General features: G+C 45.5%; 16 protein-coding genes. 12 read left to right on the top strand and 4 right to left on the bottom strand.

The genetic code is table 11. The features are described from left to right. The first annotated feature begins 299 nt into the window (after nucleotides 1-299). The 6 genes from BLS49_RS17860 to BLS49_RS17835 all read left to right on the top strand — a co-directional run bounded on the left by BLS49_RS17860 (nucleotide 300) and on the right by BLS49_RS17835 (nucleotide 10,703). Nucleotides 300-878 (top strand): TetR/AcrR family transcriptional regulator, encoded by a 579-nt coding sequence (locus BLS49_RS17860; RefSeq protein ID WP_091233792.1) that lies wholly within the window; start codon nucleotides 300-302, stop codon nucleotides 876-878. Between the two features lie 64 nt (nucleotides 879-942). Next, the gene (locus BLS49_RS17855) at nucleotides 943-3,123 is read left to right on the top strand and encodes a YhgE/Pip family protein (RefSeq protein WP_091233791.1); all 2,181 of its coding nucleotides are present in this window, start codon (nucleotides 943-945) and stop codon (nucleotides 3,121-3,123) included. A 429-nt stretch (nucleotides 3,124-3,552) separates the two neighbouring features. Then, nucleotides 3,553-8,148 carry a glutamate synthase large subunit gene (gltB, locus tag BLS49_RS17850; RefSeq protein ID WP_091233788.1) on the top strand — a complete coding sequence of 1,532 codons (4,596 nt, stop codon included), beginning with the start codon at nucleotides 3,553-3,555 and terminating at the stop codon, nucleotides 8,146-8,148. 273 nt (nucleotides 8,149-8,421) lie between these two features. Continuing rightward, nucleotides 8,422-8,985 (top strand): LOG family protein, encoded by a 564-nt coding sequence (locus BLS49_RS17845; RefSeq protein ID WP_091233787.1) that lies wholly within the window; start codon nucleotides 8,422-8,424, stop codon nucleotides 8,983-8,985. Between the two features lies 1 nt (nucleotide 8,986). Beyond that, the gene (locus BLS49_RS17840) at nucleotides 8,987-9,931 is read left to right on the top strand and encodes an ABC transporter ATP-binding protein (RefSeq protein WP_245742548.1); all 945 of its coding nucleotides are present in this window, start codon (nucleotides 8,987-8,989) and stop codon (nucleotides 9,929-9,931) included. Then, nucleotides 9,924-10,703: an ABC transporter permease gene (locus BLS49_RS17835; protein ID WP_091233782.1), complete on the top strand. Its 780-nt coding sequence runs from the start codon at nucleotides 9,924-9,926 to the stop codon at nucleotides 10,701-10,703. The genes BLS49_RS17840 and BLS49_RS17835 overlap by 8 nt, the downstream gene beginning before the upstream one ends. Nucleotides 10,704-10,779: 76 nt before the next feature. Here BLS49_RS17835 and BLS49_RS17830 read toward each other — a convergent pair whose 3' ends face one another. Together BLS49_RS17830 and BLS49_RS17825 are read right to left on the bottom strand one after the other, a co-directional pair. Further along, the gene (locus tag BLS49_RS17830) at nucleotides 10,780-11,184 is read right to left on the bottom strand and encodes a bactofilin family protein (RefSeq protein WP_091233781.1); all 405 of its coding nucleotides are present in this window, start codon (nucleotides 11,182-11,184) and stop codon (nucleotides 10,780-10,782) included. A 38-nt stretch (nucleotides 11,185-11,222) separates the two neighbouring features. Beyond that, nucleotides 11,223-12,206 (bottom strand): M23 family metallopeptidase, encoded by a 984-nt coding sequence (locus BLS49_RS17825; protein ID WP_091233778.1) that lies wholly within the window; start codon nucleotides 12,204-12,206, stop codon nucleotides 11,223-11,225. Nucleotides 12,207-12,943: 737 nt separating this feature from the next. Here BLS49_RS17825 and cls point away from each other — a divergent pair. Beyond that, nucleotides 12,944-14,374 carry a cardiolipin synthase gene (cls, locus tag BLS49_RS17820; protein WP_091233775.1) on the top strand — a complete coding sequence of 477 codons (1,431 nt, stop codon included), beginning with the start codon at nucleotides 12,944-12,946 and terminating at the stop codon, nucleotides 14,372-14,374. Here the strand turns inward: cls and ligD are convergent. Then, complete coding sequence (gene ligD / locus BLS49_RS17815) at nucleotides 14,357-15,250, bottom strand: non-homologous end-joining DNA ligase (RefSeq protein ID WP_091233771.1); 894 nt, start codon at nucleotides 15,248-15,250, stop codon at nucleotides 14,357-14,359. The two genes, cls and ligD, sit on opposite strands and share 18 nt — an antisense overlap. Nucleotides 15,251-15,359: 109 nt before the next feature. On the opposite strand from ligD, the gene BLS49_RS17810 reads away from it, so the two are divergent. Then, on the top strand, nucleotides 15,360-16,319 hold the full coding sequence (locus tag BLS49_RS17810; protein ID WP_091233769.1) for an ATP-dependent DNA ligase: 960 nt from the start codon (nucleotides 15,360-15,362) through the stop codon (nucleotides 16,317-16,319). Between the two features lie 7 nt (nucleotides 16,320-16,326). On the opposite strand, the gene ku is transcribed toward BLS49_RS17810, so the two are convergent. After that, nucleotides 16,327-17,262: a non-homologous end joining protein Ku gene (gene ku / locus BLS49_RS17805; RefSeq protein ID WP_091233767.1), complete on the bottom strand. Its 936-nt coding sequence runs from the start codon at nucleotides 17,260-17,262 to the stop codon at nucleotides 16,327-16,329. A gap of 131 nt (nucleotides 17,263-17,393) precedes the next feature. Between ku and tsaE the strand changes: the two genes are divergently transcribed. The 4 genes from tsaE to tsaD are packed head-to-tail and all read left to right on the top strand — an operon-like array spanning nucleotide 17,394 to nucleotide 20,390. Further along, complete coding sequence (gene tsaE, locus BLS49_RS17800; RefSeq protein WP_091233764.1) at nucleotides 17,394-17,882, top strand: tRNA (adenosine(37)-N6)-threonylcarbamoyltransferase complex ATPase subunit type 1 TsaE; 489 nt, start codon at nucleotides 17,394-17,396, stop codon at nucleotides 17,880-17,882. Between the two features lie 2 nt (nucleotides 17,883-17,884). Further along, the gene (gene tsaB / locus BLS49_RS17795) at nucleotides 17,885-18,811 is read left to right on the top strand and encodes a tRNA (adenosine(37)-N6)-threonylcarbamoyltransferase complex dimerization subunit type 1 TsaB (protein ID WP_091233762.1); all 927 of its coding nucleotides are present in this window, start codon (nucleotides 17,885-17,887) and stop codon (nucleotides 18,809-18,811) included. Nucleotides 18,812-18,825: 14 nt separating this feature from the next. Further along, nucleotides 18,826-19,362 carry a ribosomal protein S18-alanine N-acetyltransferase gene (gene rimI, locus BLS49_RS17790; protein WP_245742547.1) on the top strand — a complete coding sequence of 179 codons (537 nt, stop codon included), beginning with the start codon at nucleotides 18,826-18,828 and terminating at the stop codon, nucleotides 19,360-19,362. After that, entirely contained in the window at nucleotides 19,356-20,390 is a 1,035-nt protein-coding gene (gene tsaD / locus BLS49_RS17785) for a tRNA (adenosine(37)-N6)-threonylcarbamoyltransferase complex transferase subunit TsaD (RefSeq protein WP_091233761.1), read from the top strand. Before rimI ends, tsaD begins: the two co-directional genes overlap by 7 nt. Nucleotides 20,391-20,486: the final 96 nt, after the last annotated feature.

The following is a 20,486-nucleotide window of genomic DNA, read 5'->3' as shown; positions in this document are numbered from 1 at the left end:
TCACCTGCTTATCATTTAGCTCTTTATATACAGTACATGCTCAAGAGCTGACTTTTTGAACTTTCATATATAGTCTATTAACTTTTTTGTAATGAAGGAAGAGCCTGTGGACTGGTAATGAAACTGGACTTAAGTCTGGGAACGAAGAAGATTATGAAAATAAATGAAAACTACTGAAAAAAACCACTTGCAAAGGGTTAATGATCGTGATAAAGTGTTCATTGACCGAATGACCGAAATCGTATTTTAGTCATTTTTCGAAAAACGCGGCATATATTCTTAATAAGGAGGTGCTTATAATGGCTGTGGTAGATCGCCGTAAACAAATTATCGAAGCGGCGGAAAAATCATTTGCGCTCTTCGGATATAAAGCGACGACGATGGACCAGGTAGCAAAGATTGCAAATGTGGCCAAAGGCACGATCTATACATTTTTTACGAATAAAGAAGAATTGTTTGATGAGATTCTTCGTCATGTAATTTCTGACATGAAACGAATCTCAGAGCAGGAAGTAAGTGAGAAACGATCGTTCTTTGAAAACTTGTATCAAAGCATGGACGTCCTTCTGGAGTTTAGGACGGAGCATGAATTGCTGATCAAGCTTTTTCAGGAAGTACGGGATTTTGGTACACCGCAAGCCCGCGAGGGGTTGGAAAAGATTGAAGCCGCTATTCTTGGTTATTTGGAAAATCAATTAGAACGTGCTGCTCAGCGAGGAGAAATTCGAGGGCTTGATCCTAAGGTCACCTCTTTTGTGCTGATGAGACTGTACGTAGCACTTACTTCTGACTGGAACAAAAATAACGAGCCTCTAAGCGAGGAGCGGATTAAAGAGTTCATTCGCATGTTTTTATCCGGTGGGCTCTCGCCACTATAAAGAGATAAGTTATAGAGAGATTAAGATAAAGAGAAATTAATAGTTGAGAAGGAGAGGACATTGCATGAATTCGATGTCGGTATTTTTTAAAGATTTGGTGGCATCCTTCAAAAAGCCGAAAGTGATTATTCCTATTTTAGTCGTGTTGTTCATTCCTGTGTTGTATAGCGGGATGTTCTTAACGGCATTTTGGGATCCATACGGTAAAATGAATGAGCTGCCTGTTGCAGTTGTTAATGAAGATAAAGGTGCAGAGTATGAAGGCAAATCTCTTCAAGTAGGTAAAGACCTTGTTGATGAATTGAAGAATAACGATGATTTCTCATGGACGTTTGTATCTCGTGAAGAAGCGAATAAAGGGACAGAAACTAATAAGTACTATATGACCATTGTTATTCCTGAGGATTTCTCCGAAAAGGCAACAACTTTAATGGACGAAAATCCACAGCCATCCAAGCTGGTTTTTGAACCAAATGAAGGTTACAACTTCCTTGCCGCACAAATCGGCGGAACGGCAGTTAAGGAGATCAAATCTAAAGTATCTGCCAAAGTAACGGAAGCATATACGGAAACTCTATTTGACCAGGTTGAGAAAATTTCCGGGGGCTTAAGCGATGCCGGAACAGGAGCTGGCACGATCAATGAAGGTGCAGCGAAACTGGATGATGGCGCACTTAAGCTGAAGGAGAATCTTGCCAAACTGGTTAACGGTACAGGTGAATTGAAGGACGGTATTGTACCTTTGGAAAAAGGTGCTGGAACACTTAGTCAAGGAGCCGGGGAGCTCCATAATGGTGCTTCTACATTGTCTAACGGATTGAAGCAGTTAGCTGCGGCTGAAGGACAGCTTGAGACAGGTGCTGTTAAAGCGCATGAAGGTAGCGTGCAGCTGCACTCCGGTCTTCAATCCTCTCTGGAAGGAACCGGTAAGCTGAACGCTGGTCTTGCCGCTTCAGAGCAAGGCAGCGCTAATCTGGTCACTGGACTGGAGTCATCAGTAGCTGGAAGTACAAAAGTTGCTGCAGGCGCTAAGAGTGTTGCTGATGGATTGGAACAGTTGACTAAAGCAAGTCCAGAGCTTGCTCAGAATGAATCAGTACAAAAGCTCCTGGCAGCAAGTAAAGCTGTTGCCCAAGGCTCTGAACAATTGAATCAAGGTCAACAGCAGTTGCTGCAAGGCAGCAAGGATTTGCACGTTGCACAGCAGCAGTTAGTTCAAGGAAGCGAGCAGCTTGTACAAGGGCAACAAAAGCTGGTTCAGGGTGCATCTGATTTGACATCTGGGCAGGAACAGCTTGCTGGTGGCTTGAAGCAGTTTGGTGTGAAATTGAATGAGGCGGCTGCTGGTGGCCAAAGCTTGGCCGCCGGAGCTGGCAAAATTGATGATGGAGCTAAGCAGCTTCAAGGCGGCATGGGCCAATTGTCCGGCGGAGTTAAAACGCTGGCTGCTGGTTCGAAACAGCTGGATAACGGAGCTGGCGAACTGAAGGAAGGTATGGATAAACTTACTGAAGGTTCTGGCGAGCTTGCTACCAAGCTGAATGATGCGGCAGATGAAACTTCAAGTGTGAAGAAAACCGATGCTCTTGTAAACATGTATGCTCAGCCGATTGAGATTGATGAGCAAAAAGTCAGTGAAGTTCCTAACTACGGAACAGGCTTTTCTCCTTACTTCCTGTCTCTGGGATTATTCGTCGGAGCACTGATCTCAACGCTCGTCGTTCCACTTCATGGTTCATCGGTTCCCGGGGCTAGCGGCTGGAACAGATTTGTCAGTCGTTCGCTGGCATTCACCGGAATGGGTCTGGTTCAATCTCTGCTTGCTGTTCTCCTTACATTGTACGGATTAGGTTTGGAAGTGAAGAGCATTCCGATGTTCTATCTGTTCAGCTTTATTACCAGCTTGTGTTACATGTTTATCATCCAGGCACTTGTTACTTGGCTCGACAACCCAGGACGCTTTATTGCGATTCTGCTGTTGATCTTCCAATTGACAACCAGTGCAGGTACGTTCCCAATTGAATTGATTCCTAACTGGATGAAAGTGTTCAACCCATTGCTTCCAATGACATACAGCGTCAGCGGATACAAGGCGATCGTCTCTACCGGCGACTTCAGCCATGCATGGCAGCAGATGGGTGTTCTTGCAGGCTTTGCAGTCGTCTTCCTGGCGATTACTCTAGGATACTTCATGACTCACAAAGAAAACAAAGAAGTGAGCTTAGAAGTAAGCATGAACGCTTAATATTTTATTTCTCACATTCCACATAAGAGCGAGCTTCGAGGCACATTGCCTCTGGAGCTTGCTCTTTTTGTGTTAATTCCTATTCCACAACACCATTTCTACGTCACTTTTGATGCTCATCCTCCCGTTTGATGACGCTAGTGGTTATTTTCGCTATTTTGGTGCTAACAATTGTGAACTCACCTTTTAAATTCTAGATACTAGTCGCTGAATTTTCACAATCGATGTGAATCCTTCTAAAAATTATAAGCAATAGTGCAAAAGAAAGAGAAGATAGTGCAAAAAAACCGGAGACGTTTTCCGTTAGAATAAAACTATAAGAAAAACATGTGTCGAACGTGCTTTTGCACAAGTCAAATCGAGTTTAGAGAAAGTTTACTTTCTTTACGTTATAATCGCCATTTTATCAATAGAAAGGTTGCGCTGAACATGAAACATACCGTTATACCTGAACGACAGGGGCTCTATGATCCCGCTTTTGAGAAAGATGCTTGCGGGATGGGATTTGTGGCTCATATTAAAGGCAGTGCTTCACACGATATCGTTAGTCAGGCATTGACGATGCTAACGAATATGGAGCATCGTGGAGGCCAAGGAAGTGAGCCAAATTCAGGAGACGGGGCAGGTATTTTACTGCAAATCCCACATAGCTTTTTCAAAGCTGAACTGCATGAGCTTGGATACGGACTTCCTGAAGCTGGACAATACGGAGTCGGCATGCTTTTCCTCACTCATGATGAAGATATTCGCAATGCTCAAGAAGCTGAGCTTGCCCGGATTATTGAAGATGAAGGGCAGCAGCTGATCGGTTTCAGAACTGTTCCGACACATGACGATATGCTTGGAAAATCGGCGAAAGAAGCCAAACCCTATGTGCGTCAAGTATTCATAGGTCGCAGTAAAGATCTGACTACTGATCTTGATTTTGAACGTAAGCTGTATGTCATTCGTAGACGTGCAGAGCTTGCTATTCGTTATGGAGGAACTCCTGAGGGCGACAGCTTCTATGTCTCCAGCATGTCTTGTCGAAAGATCGTTTACAAAGGAATGCTCACTACGGAGCAGGTAGGTCAATTCTATCTTGATCTGCAGGATAAGAGACTTGAATCGGCGATCGCTCTAGTCCATTCCCGGTTTAGTACGAATACTTTCCCAAGCTGGGAACGGGCGCATCCATACCGCTTTATGATTCATAATGGTGAGATCAACACTCTTCGCGGGAATGTAAACTGGATGCATGCTCGCCAGTCGTTGTTCGAGACCCCTGCGTTTGGTCATGATCTTGAAAAGATCAAGCCTATCATCAATCCGGACGGCTCTGATACAGCGATGTTTGATAATACTTTTGAATTCCTGTATCTCAGTGGACGCTCCTTGCCGCATGTCGCTATGATGATGGTTCCAGAGCCATGGAATGGCAACAGTGATATGGATTCGGATAAAAAAGCATTCTATGAATACCACAGCTCTTTGATGGAGCCTTGGGATGGTCCTGCAGCAATGGGCTTTACGGATGGCGTTCAGATCGGAGCTATTCTTGACCGGAACGGTCTGAGACCTTCTCGTTACTACGTGACCAAGGATGATCTGATTGTTCTATCTTCCGAGGTAGGTGTACTCGATATTCCTGCGGAGAATGTTCTATATAAAGATCGGTTACGTCCAGGACGTATGCTGCTCGTGGATACGAAGGAAGGACGGATTATTTCGGACGAGGAAGTGAAGGCTTCCATCGCGAAAGAAAACCCGTACAAACAATGGCTGGATGAGCATCGGGTTACTTTAGAGGATCTCCCTGAAGCTCCTGAGCTTCCTGCAGAAAATCATGACAACATCACGCGTCGTCAAATGGCGTTCGGATATACGTTCGAGGATTTGCGTAAAGTTATCGAGCCTATGGCCCTTACTGGAGCAGAACGCATTGCATCTATGGGATATGATGCGCCGCTTGCTGTAATGTCCGAGATGCCACAACGTCTCTATAACTATTTTAAACAAATGTTCGCGCAAGTAACGAATCCGCCGATCGATGCGATTCGTGAAGAGCTCGTTACTTCTACGGCGACCACGATTGGACCTGAGCGGAATTTGCTCAATCCTGAACCGGAGAGCTGTCGTCATATCCGTCTGGAATCACCGATCTTGTCTAATGAGGAGTTTGCGAAGCTGCGTCATATTCGCCGTCCGGGATTCAAGGCCATTACGATTCCAATATTGTTTCCGGCAAATGAAGGGGAAGCAGGATTGAAGCAAGCGTTGGATACGCTCTGTGAAGCTGCTGATCGAGTGATTGCTAAAGGTCATAACATCCTGATCTTGTCCGATCGTGACGTTGATGCTGACAATGCGGCAATTCCAGCTCTGCTTGCCGTATCTAGTCTGCACCATCATCTGATTCGCGAAGAGACGCGGACGAAAGTAAGTATCATGCTGGAGTCGGGAGAACCGCATGATGTTCATCATTTTGCACTTCTTCTCGGATATGGCGTAAGCGCAGTAAATCCATATCTCGCATATGAATCGATGAAGGATATGATCGAGCAAGGGATCATTCAAGGAATTACGGAAGAAAAAGCGATTTACAATTTCAATAAAGCTGCTACTAAAGGCGTTATTAAAACGTTGTCCAAAATGGGTATTTCGACGATTCAGTCCTACCGTGGGGCGCAAATTTTTGAAGCTGTCGGATTAAGAAAAGAATTCGTGGATCGTTACTTTACTTGGACTCCGTCCCGTATTGGCGGTATTGGTCTAAAAGAAGTAGCAGAGGAAGCTATTACACAGCATTTCCGGGCTTTTACAGATAAAGACGGCAATGACAAGGTGCTTGATTCCATCGGTGAATATCAGTGGAGAAGCGGTGGAGAAGAGCATTTGTTCAATCCGCAAACCGTTCATTTGCTTCAACAGTCCGTACGTACAGGCGATTATCAATTGTTCAAGAAGTTCTCCCAGCTGGTGCAGGGCGAGAATGAGAAATATTTAACTCTTCGTTCCTTGCTTGATTTGAAACCGATCGGACCGAAAGTGCCGCTTGAAGAAGTAGAATCTGCTGCTTCTATCATGCGCCGCTTCAAAACTGGGGCTATGTCCTTTGGTTCTATCAGTAAAGAGGCGCATGAAACTATCGCAATTGCGATGAACCGCATCGGCGGTAAGAGCAATACAGGTGAAGGTGGAGAAGACCCGGCGCGTTTTGTTCCAGATGCAAATGGAGATTTACGTCGCAGTGCGATCAAACAGGTAGCTTCCGGTCGCTTTGGTGTTACATCTCATTATCTGGTTAACGCTGATGAAATTCAGATCAAAATGGCTCAAGGCGCTAAACCGGGTGAAGGCGGACAATTGCCTGCTCAGAAGGTATATCCTTGGGTAGCTGAGGTTCGTGGATCAACACCAGGCGTAGGCTTGATTTCACCGCCGCCACATCATGATATTTATTCGATTGAAGATTTGGCAGAGCTTATTTTTGACCTGAAAAATAGTAATCCTCGCGCAAGAATCAACGTTAAGCTTGTATCCGAGGCAGGTGTTGGTACGATTGCTGCTGGTGTAGCTAAAGGTCGTGCGGACGTTATCCTGGTCAGCGGTTATGATGGAGGAACTGGTGCATCGCCACAGAGCTCCATTCGGCATGCGGGACTTCCGTGGGAGCTTGGACTTGCGGAAACGCATCAGACGCTTATGCTGAACAATTTACGTGACCGCGTCGTGCTTGAGACAGACGGTAAAATGCTTACCGGGCGTGATCTGGTGGTGGCTGCATTGCTGGGAGCTGAAGAATATGGCTTCTCCACAGCGCCGCTCGTAGCAGTAGGCTGTATCATGATGCGTGTCTGCCAGTTGGATACTTGTCCGGTCGGTGTAGCTACACAAAATCCTGAGCTCCGTAAAAACTTTGCCGGCGATCCTCAGTATGTCGTGAACTTCATGACTTTTGTTGCTGAAGATTTGCGCGAATGGATGTCAGAGCTTGGTTTCCGCAGTATTCAGGAAATGATTGGTCGTACAGAATGTCTGGATACATTAAAAGCGGTTAATCATTGGAAGAAAAAAGGAGTAGACCTTGCGCCGCTGCTGCATACTCCAGAATTGCCGGAAGGAAGCAGTCGTTATTGCACCCGTCAGCAAAATCACGGCTTGGACGAAACGCTCGATGTTATCCAGCTGCTGCAATTGGCGGCTCCCGCTCTTGAGCGCGCAGAGGCTGTCAGTGCATCGCTTCCGATTTGCAATGTGAACCGTGCTACAGGCACATTGCTTGGCAGTGAAGTCACACGAATTTACGGAGCGGCCGGATTACCTGAGGATACGATCACGTTCCAGTTCGAGGGATCAGCGGGTCAAAGCTTCGGGGCATTCGTTCCAAAAGGAATGACACTTACTGTTGTAGGTGATGCCAATGATTATACGGGTAAAGGGTTATCAGGCGGTAAGGTGATCGTGAGGCCTTCAAGCCGTGCGACATTTGCCGCAGAGGATAACATTATCGTAGGTAACACTTCATTCTATGGTGCGACCAGCGGGGAAGCATACATCCGTGGTATTGCCGGAGAACGCTTCGCAGTTCGGAATTCCGGCGCGAATGTTGTAGTTGAAGGCGTGGGAGACCATGGATGTGAATATATGACTGGAGGCCGCGTTGTTGTCCTTGGCGGAACAGGCCGTAACTTTGCAGCAGGTATGTCTGGCGGTATCGCTTACGTATTAGATGTACAAGGTGACTTTGCCAAACGCTGCAATATGGAAATGGTTCTTCTGGAGAAGGTTGAGGAGCAGGCGGAGATCGAACAGCTTCGCACCAAGATCAGTCGCCATGTCCTATACACGGACAGTAACGTGGGACGCCGCGTTCTGGACAATTGGAGCGAATTGCTGCCGAAATTTGTTCGGGTTATTCCTAAGGACTACAAACGGATGCTAGAGCAAATTATCAAGGTGGAAAATGAAGGCTTGAAGGGTGAAGCAGCACTTCTAGCTGCTTTCGAAGCCAACACTCGTGAGCTAGCTCGAACCAGTCATTAATAATTGTCTAATTAAGTTTGAGGTATAGGTATTACACTATCTAGTGTTAACCAACTGTTCTCTATTTGCTGCTCTACAGAGAACGGCGATAAATTGAGTCAATCAAGAGCAGTTGTTGTGGCAATGGTATGATTTTGCCGGAGTACAGGGTGAGGGTCCTGTTCTCCGGCCTTTTTTTACCCTGAAAAGCACAATGAGCTAACATGATTTCGCAACTTTATTAATGATTTGAAATCTAAATATTGACTAATAATTTTTTGGAGGCGATTGTGGTTGAAAAGAGTAGCAGTATTTTGTGGTTCGAATAACGGGATTTTGCCTATATATAGAGAAGGCGCAGTTGAGTTAGGAAAAGAGATTGCCAAGCGTGGAATTACGCTCGTCTATGGAGGAGGTAATGTAGGGATCATGGGTGCTGTTGCGGACTCTGTTCTGGAGTCGGGCGGTCATGTAGTAGGCGTTATTCCACAAATGCTGGTAGAACAGGAAAAGGCGCATCCTCATTTAACGGAACTGATCGTAGTTTCCTCTATGCACGAAAGAAAGAGAAAGATGGCTGATTTAGCAGACGCTTTTATTGCCTTGCCTGGAGGTCCGGGGACGTTGGATGAGTTTTTCGAGGCGTTCACCTGGTCTCAAATGGGAATTCATCGCAAGCCTTGTGGCATTTTAAATATTGGACAATACTATGACCAGTTGCTTTCTTTCTTTAACCATATGAATGAACAGCAATTTTTAAGAAATGAGCATCGTTCCTTCGAATTTACGGATAATGATCCGATAAGCTTGTTGGATTCAATGAATGAATACGTACAATTACAGAAGGGGAGAGTGTAAGTTGGTACATAAATCCATCGTATCACCGGGTACATTATCTGTTGAACCTGTTGTCCGAATTCAGGGAGTCAGTAAAGTTATTGGCTCAAAGCGCATTATCGATCAATTAACGCTCGATATACCAGCAGGGCAAGTGTACGGATTTTTGGGGCCAAACGGGGCAGGGAAGACGACCACCATCCGGATGATGGTTGGCCTTATGTCTATTTCCGAAGGCGATATATGGATTAACGGCAAAAGCATACGCAGCAACTTTGAGTCAGCGATTTCTGATGTCGGTGCCATCGTAGAAAATCCTGAAATGTATAAATTCCTTACAGGCTATCAAAATCTGCTTCACTATGCCAGAATGTCCCCGGGTGTGACAAAAGAGAGGATTATGGAAGCTGTTCATCGCGTAGGCATGCAGCATCGAATTCATGATAAGGTGAAGACATACTCTTTAGGGATGCGTCAACGTCTTGGCGTCGCCCAAGCTATTTTACACAGGCCAAGGCTGCTTATATTGGACGAGCCTACGAATGGCCTTGATCCTCAGGGGATTCGTGAGCTGCGCGACTATTTGAGGGAGTTGGCTGAGTCAGAGGGCATAACGGTATTCGTCTCCAGCCATTTGCTGTCTGAGATGGAGCTGATGTGCGATACAGTGGCGGTGATTCAGCAGGGGCGTCTAGTTGATGTGAGATCGCTGGAGACAGGGATTGAGGCAGAAGGAGCTATAAGGGAAACATTTTTTGAAGTAAATAATCCACGGCTAGCCCATGAATTGATTGGTGAAGGACGAATTGATAAGGGGTGTTTGATCATTGCTGCTGATCGGGATAAAACGTCACAAATCAATGCTAAGCTGGTGAATGCAGGTATTTCTGTATACGGCATCAGGGCTGTAACCCGGTCACTTGAAGATCAATTTCTGGAGCTTACGGGAGGCGGACAAATTGATTGATTTCACACAGCTTATTCAAAATGAAAATATGAAGATATACCGTCGTCTCCGTACAGTAATTATGTTCATCCTCATCCTAATGTTTAACCTTCTATTCGGAGTGTTGTTCTCACTAGATAATGGGCCCGGTCAATTAACGGCTTGGGATGCTGTTGATCAGCTGTCATTCCTGTACTTTCTTGTCGTGATCTTCTCCACAGTTGTTGCGGCAGACATAGTGGCGGGGGAGTTCACCTGGGGTACGATCAAGCTGCTACTGATTCGTCCTTGGACGCGTTCCAAAATTTTGGGGTCCAAGCTGCTGTCCGTCATTTGTTTCACTTTACTGCTGACTGCATGGTTTTTGGTCACTTCAATAGCTATATCGTTTATTTTGTTTCCGAATCAACCCTCCGTCATATTTGGACAAGGAGCTAATCCATTTGCTTATATTATGGAGAAGTTGCTGTACAGCTACATCGATCTGCTTGTCATTACGATCTTTTCCTTTATGATCTCAACAGTATTTCGTTCGGGCGGAATTGCTATCGGCTTGTCGATGTTCATTTTGTTTACCGGGAATATATTTACGATGCTATTTAATCCGATCAGATACCCTTGGGCTAAATATATGCTGTTCACGAACATGGACCTCAGTCAATATCAGAACGGCGGCGGAAATGGGGTTACGGGTATGTCGCTGGGCTTTTCGTCTGTGGTGTTAGCTGCTTATATTATCATGTTTTTACTTGTATCTTGGGTCGTGTTCAATAAAAGGGATGTTGCGACTTAGTTTATCGGTTTATAAAAAGCAGAAAGTTCCCGTTTACATAAGTGGACGGGAACTTTAAATGTTGTTTTTCACTGTTTTACCCCGCCTCGGGCTGAGCCGACTTCGAAACTTTCTCTTTGATCGGGAGTGGTGAAGCAGCTTTCTCCATCGTACTGGTTCCAATCAAAAGCCCGCCTTCAGCGATAATCAGCTTGGCGACACTCACATTTCCTTTGACCTCACCGCTACTAGTTATTGTTAATCGGCCTTTTGTAGTAATATCGCCGATGACGATGCCCGCGACTACAATGTCAGTTCCATGAATGTTAGAGTTAGCTTCACCAGTCTCTCCGATAATAACCTGTCCCTTACAATGGATTTCCCCCTTGAATTTACCTTCAATTCTAAGGTTTGATTCACAATCCAATTTGCCGTCTATAACACTTCCTTGACCAATAAGCGTATCTGTTGTTTGATTATGTTTTTTGTTATCCCTTAACATTGAATGAGCATCCTCCATTTCAGAATCAAAGGTTAGTTTCATTGTTCCAAATAGGGAAGCGGATTAATTTGCTTACCCTGTTTGACGATTTCAAAATGCAAATGTGGGCCTGTACTTCGGCCAGTATTACCTAATTTTCCAATACTTTCGCCTTTAGTAACGGTATCGCCTGTAGATACGTCAATGCTGCTTAAATGCAAATACCATGTCTGAAGACCGCCAGGGTGTTCAATCACGATGTATTTTCCGTGAGAGCCGTCTCTATCTGTATTTATAACTTTACCGGCTCCAGCAGCATATACTGGATCTCCCACTTTACCGGCAATATCGATTCCAGCATGAAAGGCGGCACTGCCTTTGAATGGATCGGTGCGATAACCAAAGTTGGAAGTGAGTCTCTTGGACAAGGTCGGCCACTCTGATGGTGTTCCGGAAATCGAATACTGGGTCTGCTTGGCTTTACGTAAAGTAATAGGAACATTTTTCTCCATCTCATCGAGCATGGCGCTCATTTCGAGATAATTGTCTCTTGTCTCTTGAGCGAGTTGTTCGATTTCATTATCGTGGACCGCAATAAATTCACCGCCTAAGCCGAAGGAGTCATCCTCTTCTATAGTTAATGCTGACAGCTTGCCAAGCTCTCCCTGACCCCCGTACTTATCGATAAACTTTTGCAGCTCTGCTTCTAATTCAGCTACCCGTTCCATTCGTTCCATCATTTCTTTGGATTGACTCGACAACGAGATTACTTCGTTCTGCAGCTTTTGAATCGCCTCATTTTTGTCAGTGACGACGGCTTCAAATTTGAGACTCTGACTCTGTAACAGTTCTTCGAGAGTTCTGGTGGTCTGATTGTGCTGCAATTGCAAGCTGACTATTAACCCTGATATCGATAACAATGCGATTAGCGGGACAGCCATCACTAGCGGTTTGGACACCTGAATTTGCTTGACAGGCTGGTTGGCATCACGTAGGACGAGCAGGGTCATGCGGTGGGGGTTAGTTAAACCAACACTTCTCATGGCATCTCCTTTCTAGAGGTAGTTCGAAAAGTCATCTTTTGATCACGAAGCAGTTCGAAGGAGCGGATTCGACATCGAATCTTGAACTCAGCCGGAATTTCCGGTGCTCGCGTACACAAAACGTACGCTCCGCTCCTCAATTCCTAGCTTCATTCAATCTTCTCGGTGCTGAAAAGCCGACTTTTTGAACCTCGATTGAAGAGGTAGTTCAAAAAGTCATCTTTTGATCACGAAGCAAAGCTCAGAAGTAAGCTCTAACTTCGCTGTTTAGCGGACATGTACATGCGCTGGATAATTGAGGAGAAAACTTCCCTTATTTTTCGATATTGGCCCCTTTTTTGAATAATAAAGGAGGTTTCTTCCCCTATATAGAAGCCATGTGCAGATTTTTGGTCCTTTTAGTGCTGTTTTGGAAGTGTTAAAGGAATAAATTTCCTCTATTACCTAATAAATTCATTATTTTAGCAAGATAAGGGAAATTAATTCCGCTATTTTAATTCTTCGCAATTTCACCGCCTTTTGACGCACTCCCGAAAGTGTTATGATCTCCCTGCCATTGTGATCTGTTGAAAATCGAATAACCAAGCTCTTATATTTATCTATTCCTATGTCTCTTAAATCATGTCAAAAAAGTCTAGCAGGGCAATTTAATAAGGAGATCACATTAAGGAGATATAGTGTGAAGTGAATAAACTGCATGGGGTCTGGTTAATGCTGTGGAAGGGAGGGTGTGACGTATGCTTTGGCTAGTATGCATTTTACTTGGATTCATTTTTCAGATTGCAACGATCATCATTCTTGAATATCGAAATCCGGGTAAGGCGATTGCCTGGATGTTCATTCTGTTCTTATTTCCGATCATCGGCTTTATTCTCTATTATTTCGTCGCACAAGATTATAGGAAACGTAAAAAGGTGCGCCGTCGGGGTCCAAGATTGTTTCAGGAGGTCAGGGCTACGCTGAGGAAACAGTCTACTATTGTGAACTCGGCTGAGGACATGCATCAGGAGGAGTTCCGGCATCAGGAGAGGTTATTTGGATTGTTAACACATGTGTCTGATAGCCCGATTACAGGCTGCAACAGGACTAAGGTGCTTAGTGATGGGGAGGCGGCCTTTTCAGAAATGCTTGAGGCGATGGAAACGGCCAAACATCATATCCATATGGAATTTTATATTTTCAGAGCGGATAGGATAGGCACAAAATTTCAGAATGTGATGATTCGGAAGGTAAAAGAGGGGGTTCAAGTACGATTAATCTGTGATGGTCTTGGCAGCTATCATTTGCCGAAATCTTTTGTCCGTAATCTTCAGGATCACGGTGTTGAGGTTTATATGTTTTTGCCTCCGTTGATCGCGGTGATGGATAGAAGACTGAACTATCGCAACCATCGGAAAATTCTCGTTGTCGACGGAACAGTAGGTTTTGTGGGCGGGATGAATGTTGGTGATGACTACTTGGGGCTATATGAAAAGATGGGGTATTGGCGGGATACTCAGCTTAAGATCGAGGGAGACGCGGTTTATTATTTGCAGAGTACATTTCTGGGTGACTGGCGTCTGGCCTCAGGACAGCGGTTATTTCATCAGGATTTCTTTCCAGAGCATCATTGCAATACCGATGAACAGGTGCAAATACTTGTAAGCGGCCCTGATCAGAACGGCGATGTCATTCAAGAAGTGGTGTTTGGAGCGATTTCTGTAGCCAAGAAGCGTATTTGGATCACTTCACCATATTTCATACCTGATCCGAGCATATATACAGGGCTTTTGACGGCAGCCGTCAGCGGGATTGAAGTGATCGTTATTTTGCCATATCAATCGGATAATCGACTCGTGAAATTGGCTTCTTTATCCTATGTTGAGGAACTGCTCCGTGCGGGAGTTAAATTCTATCAATATCGTAAAGGCTTTGTTCATGCCAAGGTCCTCATCGTGGACGATTTGCTGGCCTCGGTAGGGACAGCGAATATGGATATGCGAAGTTTTTTCTATAATTTTGAAATGACGGCATTGATGTTCGATCAGTCACCGATCCAGAAGCTATCCAGAGATTTTGAGCAGGATATAGAGGATTCGAGCCCTATTACTCTCAGGGAGTTTTCACGTCGTTCTCTCAGGCAAAAGGGTGCAGAGAAGCTGGCTCGTCTGCTATCGCCCCTTTTGTAAATGAGCCAGAATCTGTTCCAGTGACTGGGGAGGAATTTGCTGTAATAGATCCCCAGTGAACTGAAGCCGCTCACTGATATTGAGTAAATTGAACTGGGAAGGGTGCGGGTTACGGCGTACTTCATCCCAGGATAAGGGGGTGGAGACACTGGCTGCCTTGCGAGCTCTGGGCGTATAAGGGGCTGCGAGTGTTTTACCGCTATAGTGCTGTAGGTAGTCGAAGTAAATTTTGTTGCCGCGGTCTTTTTTAAGACGTTCAATTGTAAAAAGCTCAGGGTATTTCTCCGTTACATAACGAGCCACGAAATGGCCGATGGTTCGAAGTTCATCGAAAGTTACGCCATACTCGATCGGGATGATGATTTGTATCCCGGTCGCTCCTGATGTTTTAGGTATTGATGACAAGCCTAATGAGGATAAAACTTCACCAACATAGTTCGCTGCTTCCATTATACGGGGCTCATCGTCTACTGAAGGATCAAGATCGATCATCCATTCACAGGGCAGTTCTTCACCAACATAATGAAGGGATGGATGAAATTCGATAGCTGCCAAATTGCCAAGCCAAAGCAAAGTTGGAAGCTGATTCATAATCACATAACGGATGTTATCATGAACAACGGTCTGGACGTATGAGGGCAGCGGCTCAGGGGCATTTTTTTGATAAAAAAAATCCTTATGGATTCCGCCGGGGTAACGGATCGTCGTCAGCAGACGGTTATTGCAGTATCGCAGCAGGTATGGGGATAGCTCGGCCAGCTTTTGCAGGTACATCATTTTGGTAATCCCAGCCTCAGGCCAGAGGAGCCTGTCAGGGTTGCTTACCGTTACATTTTCTCCTTCAACTGTAATCGTTCCTTTCACATTTTTTGGCACGAACGATACTCCTCTCCATTAAATGATTTAGGTGTATAGTAATTCATTTAGCTTTACCCGAATTGGGGAAACTATAAGGATAAGTAACCAATTTCCGGGAGGACACCTTATGAAAAATGAGCCGATACAGCCCATCATCCCTTTTGAACCGATCAGAGCTAAAGATATTCCTATTGGCAATAATTGGATCGCACAGGTGAAATGGGATGGGGTTCGCATGCTTACCTATTATAACGGGCATGAAGTGAAGCTGATCAACCGAAAAGGAAATGAGCGGACACAACAATATCCTGAGTTTACAAATATAAAGGCTTACTGTAATGCCGATTCTGTTATTTTGGACGGAGAGATGATAGCACTTCAAGCGGGAAAGCCTTCATTTCATGAAATTATGCGACGGGATAGCCTCAGGCGGGCACAGGAAATACGTTTTGCGGCTGGCAGAATTCCGGCTATATATATGATTTTTGATATCGTGTACTGTAATGGGAGTTGGGTAAATCATCGGACTCTTACCGAGCGACAAAGACTGCTGACAGAAGTGATTCTGCCTAATGAACAGGTACAAATTGTTCCTAATGTGAGTGATGCGTCCAGCCTATTTACCGTAATGAAGCAGCAGGAATGGGAAGGGATCGTATGTAAAAAGCTGGATAGCACCTATCTTCCAGGCGGGAAAGACGCCAGATGGGCCAAGGTGAAGCTGGCCTTTGATATGTACGCTGTAGTTGGTGGAGTCACCTTTCGAGATGGGCTGGTAAATGCTCTGTTGCTTGGACTTTATGATGCCGGGGGTAAGCTGAATTACATTGGGCATGCAGGTCCGGGAAAATGTAGTCATGAAGATTTGCGCAGCTTGACAGGGACGGTGCGGAGTCTTGCCAAAGACAAATCTGAGCTCACAGGTATTCCAAAAGCGAAGGCCAAAGGAGCGTTATGGTTAAGTCCACGTCTTACGGTAAAAGTACAGTTCATGGAGTGGACTCCTGGAGGAACGATGCGTCACCCGATCATTCAAGGCTTGGCATCGGTCCCCCCAGAGGATTGTACACTATCTCAAAATATTTGAAATCAATTTAGGAAATTGTTTTTTTAGCACTTTTACTCGTTGTTTTTCGCTTTGGCTTAGGCGTGAGTGTCGGTTCGGTGGTTTCATCGTTCTTTTTCGCCGCAGTTTTCCGGGTGCGCTTCGTTTTGGTTGGCCCTGGATCGGTAACGATAGGCGTAGGTGCAGCTGCCGCAGCAGGCTTAACTGCTTCGATACTGGCCTGGAGAGCAGCCATGAGGTCGATAACATTCGTCTCTGCTTTGGCAGGAGCAAGGCTGATTTCTTCCCCTGCTACCTTTTGCTCAATAAGCTGCAGCAGATTGTCCCGATAGTCATCTGTATATTTGTCCGGTTCAAATGGTGTGGATAATTGTTCGATGAGCAGTTTAGCCATTGTTAATTCCTTCTCATTGATGTTAACCCCATCCGGCAGGTTCGGAACCTGTGAGATCGGACGGATTTCATCAGGGTAGAATATCGTCTCCACTGCGAGACAGCCCTCCATAACTCGAATTGCGGCAAGGCTGCTCTTGGAGCGGATTGCGATTTTGGCTATGCCGATTTTCCCTGATTGATGCATGGCCTCCATCAGCAGCTGATACGCATTTGAGCCAGCCTGATCGGGTGACAAGTAATACGTCTTCTGAAAATAAATCGGATCAATCTCCTGAAGATCAACAAAGTCGAGAATTCTAATCGTTCTGTCGGTAGTCGCTGACAATTGTTCTAATTCTTCTTTTTCAAACAAGACGTATTTCCCTTTATCATATTCGTACCCCCGAGAAATCTCCTCCCAGTCCACATCAACATCGCAGGATGGGCAGCGTCTGACATAGGAAATGGGGCTGCCGCAGCTTTTGTGGATGTATTTCATGGAAATATCTTTATCCTCTGTAGCTGAAAACATTTTTACCGGAACATGGACAAGCCCGAAACTAATCGCTCCTTTCCATACGGTATGCATAGTGTAACTCCCTTCTGAATTAGAAATTTATTTGTAGTATGTGTTTTTTAGACATAATTGAAACGCTTCTTTGTTGCGGGTGTTGTGGCAGACCTATATAATGAGGACATATATAAAGAGGTGATTTTTCGATGGAATTCGATAAAGCTTCTGCCGATTTGGTCTATGGTGCAAAAGACCTGGGTGATACTGAGAAGCTGGCAGCAGCATTGGCTGGACAAGCCATACCTGGTACGGTTATTGCGCTGGATGGAGATATGGGTGCAGGGAAGACGGCTTTTTCCAAGTTGTTTGCCAAGCACTTAGGAGTGCAGGGTACGGTGAATAGTCCGACTTTTACGTTGATTAAAGAATATGAGGGGCGATTGCCTTTTTATCATATGGATGTTTATCGTTTATCGCTGGACGAAGCTGAGGAGCTTGGACTCGATGAGTATTTTTATGGTTCCGGTGTAACTTTAGTGGAATGGGCAAGCTTGATTACTGAGATTTTGCCGCCAAGCCTGCTGCACATTTATGTAGAGAGTGTTGCTGACACGGAACGCAATATGTATTTGAAAGGCTCTGGACAACCTTATGAAGCATGGATTAAGACCTTGAAAGAGAATGGAGCTTCGTGAAAATGAACATAGATGAACGACGGCCGCTGCAGCGGTTATTGGCGTTTGATACATCGACGTCCTCACTTGCAGTAGCGGTAATGGAGAACGGTATCCTGCTCGCAGAGCGCAATATTCACGCAGAACGTAATCACTCGGCTTATTTGGTAACGGCAATTGATGAGGCTTTGTCTGCTGCTGGAATTACGAAGAGAGAGCTTGATGCAATTGCCGTAGGGGTTGGACCGGGATCTTATACTGGAATTCGTATAGCGGTGACGACCGCCAAGACGATGGCTTGGGCGCTCAAACTTCCGGTATTTGGTGTATCCAGTCTTGAAGCGCTTGGTCTGGGAGGCTGGGCTCAAGGAACTGGACAGGATGCTCTGAAATTAAGTCAATCGATTGATCAGCAGGAGCAGGAGGATACTCTGGAAAATGAAGCTGTATCATCTGACGAGTATTGGATTGTACCCCTTGTTGATGCTAGACGTGGTCAGGTGTATACATCGTGCTTTACTGCATCTCAAGATCGTATGCTCAAGCGAACGAAGCAGGATGGGATTCGATTAATGGAGAATTGGAGTCAAGAGCTGGCGGACAAGCTAAGTAAACTCGATCCGCAGAATAGACCGTCTGCTATATGGTTCGTAGGTGAGACACTGCCTGCGCATGAAGCTGCCGCTAATGAAGCGCTGCTTCCATTCGGAGTAGCTCTATATTTTGCGCAGTATGAGCTCGAAGGTGTATGGGTTGGGCTTGCGGGAACAAGAAGGGTCCTGACAGGAACGAATGATGAAATACACGCATTGGAGCCAAACTATACTCAATTAGCAGAAGCGGAAGTACAGGCTAAGGCAAAGGCAAAGTTAAAAGCGCAAGCAGAGGCTGAGGCAACGGCAAGTACAGAGTTAAACTTAACTGATGCCAGTTCGCATCGTAACGGATAAGGAGGGGAAGCGTGATGTGTGCTTTAAGGGAAAGAGTGTCTGGAAACGTTGTTTTTCGTTCGATGACATTGGATGATATCCCGGATATTATGATCATTGAGCATGAGTCTTTTACATTGCCCTGGAGTGAAGAGGCCTTCCGTAACGAATTGACGCATAATCATTTTGCTCGCTATCTGATTATGGAATATAACGGAAAACCGATTGGTTATGCCGGAATGTGGACGATTGTAGATGAAGCGCATATTACGAATATAGCTGTAAGAGCCGGTTATCGGGGGCAACATTTAGGTGAGAGACTCCTTAATGAAATTATGGATTGGGCGTCTGATTTAGGGATGCTTCGTATGACTTTAGAAGTGAGGGTCTCTAACTATGTAGCGCAATCCTTATATGGAAAAATGGGATTTGTACCAGCTGGAACACGAAAGGGCTATTATTCGGACAATAACGAAGACGCTTTGATTATGTGGAGTGATCTGCCGGGAGCAGACTTGGACTTTGATGAAGAAGAGTCAAGTGTAGGGGAAGGAAGAGAAAGAAATTGGTAAATCAGGATTGCTACATTTTGGCAGTGGAGACAAGCTGTGATGAGACTTCTGCCGCTGTTGTCAAGAACGGTAACGAAGTGCTGTCCAATCTGATTGCCAGTCAGATTGAGACACATAAAGTGTTTGGTGGAGTCGTGCCTGAAGTGGCTTCGCGAAAGCATGTTGAAAGTATTACATTAATGCTTGAGGAGGCTGTTGAGCAGGCAGGCATTTCTTTAGAAAAACTCTCAGCCATAGCTGTTACAGAAGGACCAGGACTTGTTGGAGCGCTGCTCGTCGGTATTATGGCGGCGAAAAGTCTGGCGTTTGCTATCGACAAGCCGCTCATTGGAACTCATCATATTGCAGGCCATATATATGCCAATCGATTGGTTCAAGAGATTAGTTATCCGTGCATCGCTTTGGTCGTGTCTGGCGGGCATACAGAGCTTGCGCTTATGGAACGGGAAGGAAGCTTTGTTCTAATCGGACAGACGCGGGATGATGCGGTAGGCGAAGCGTATGATAAAGTGGCGAGAGCGTTGGGATTTCCCTATCCCGGTGGACCGCATGTCGATAAGTTGGCGATGGAATCACAAGAAGTTGAAGAGCTTCCACGCGCTTGGCTGGAGCCGGATTCGTACGATTTTAGCTTTAGCGGATTGAAGTCCGCAGTGCTGAATGCGGTAAACCAGCACCGGATGCGGGGCGAAGAGGGTTTTGAACCGAGCATAGCCCGCGGTTTTCAGGAGTCGGTAATAGAAGTGTTGGTAGAAAAGGCGATTCGTGCAGTAAAATCTACCGATGCAGTACAGCTTCTATTGTGCGGCGGGGTTGCTGCAAATCGGGGACTTCGCTCGGCTCTGACCGAACGCTGTGAACGCGAGGGGATCTCACTGTTAATTCCACCGTTCTCCTACTGTACGGATAATGCGGCCATGATCGGCGCAGCTGCTTACCTGAAATGGAAGCAAGGCGAGTTCTCCAGCCTTGAGCTCAAAGCCGAGCCATCTCTGTCGCTCGAGTCGTGGTCAGTAGCTGCAAAGTGATGGTGGCGGCAGTTTGACGATGAATGACGTAAGCGGACATGAAGGCCTCTATTGTGTGTAGAACGGGGATTAAGAGACAGTAAACGGACACAAGGG

It is taken from the genome of Fontibacillus panacisegetis (assembly GCF_900102215.1).
GTDB lineage: Bacteria > Bacillota > Bacilli > Paenibacillales > Paenibacillaceae > Fontibacillus > Fontibacillus panacisegetis.
The sequence above is the reverse complement of the archived record's forward strand: the minus strand, read 5'-3'. Positions and strand labels throughout refer to the sequence as shown.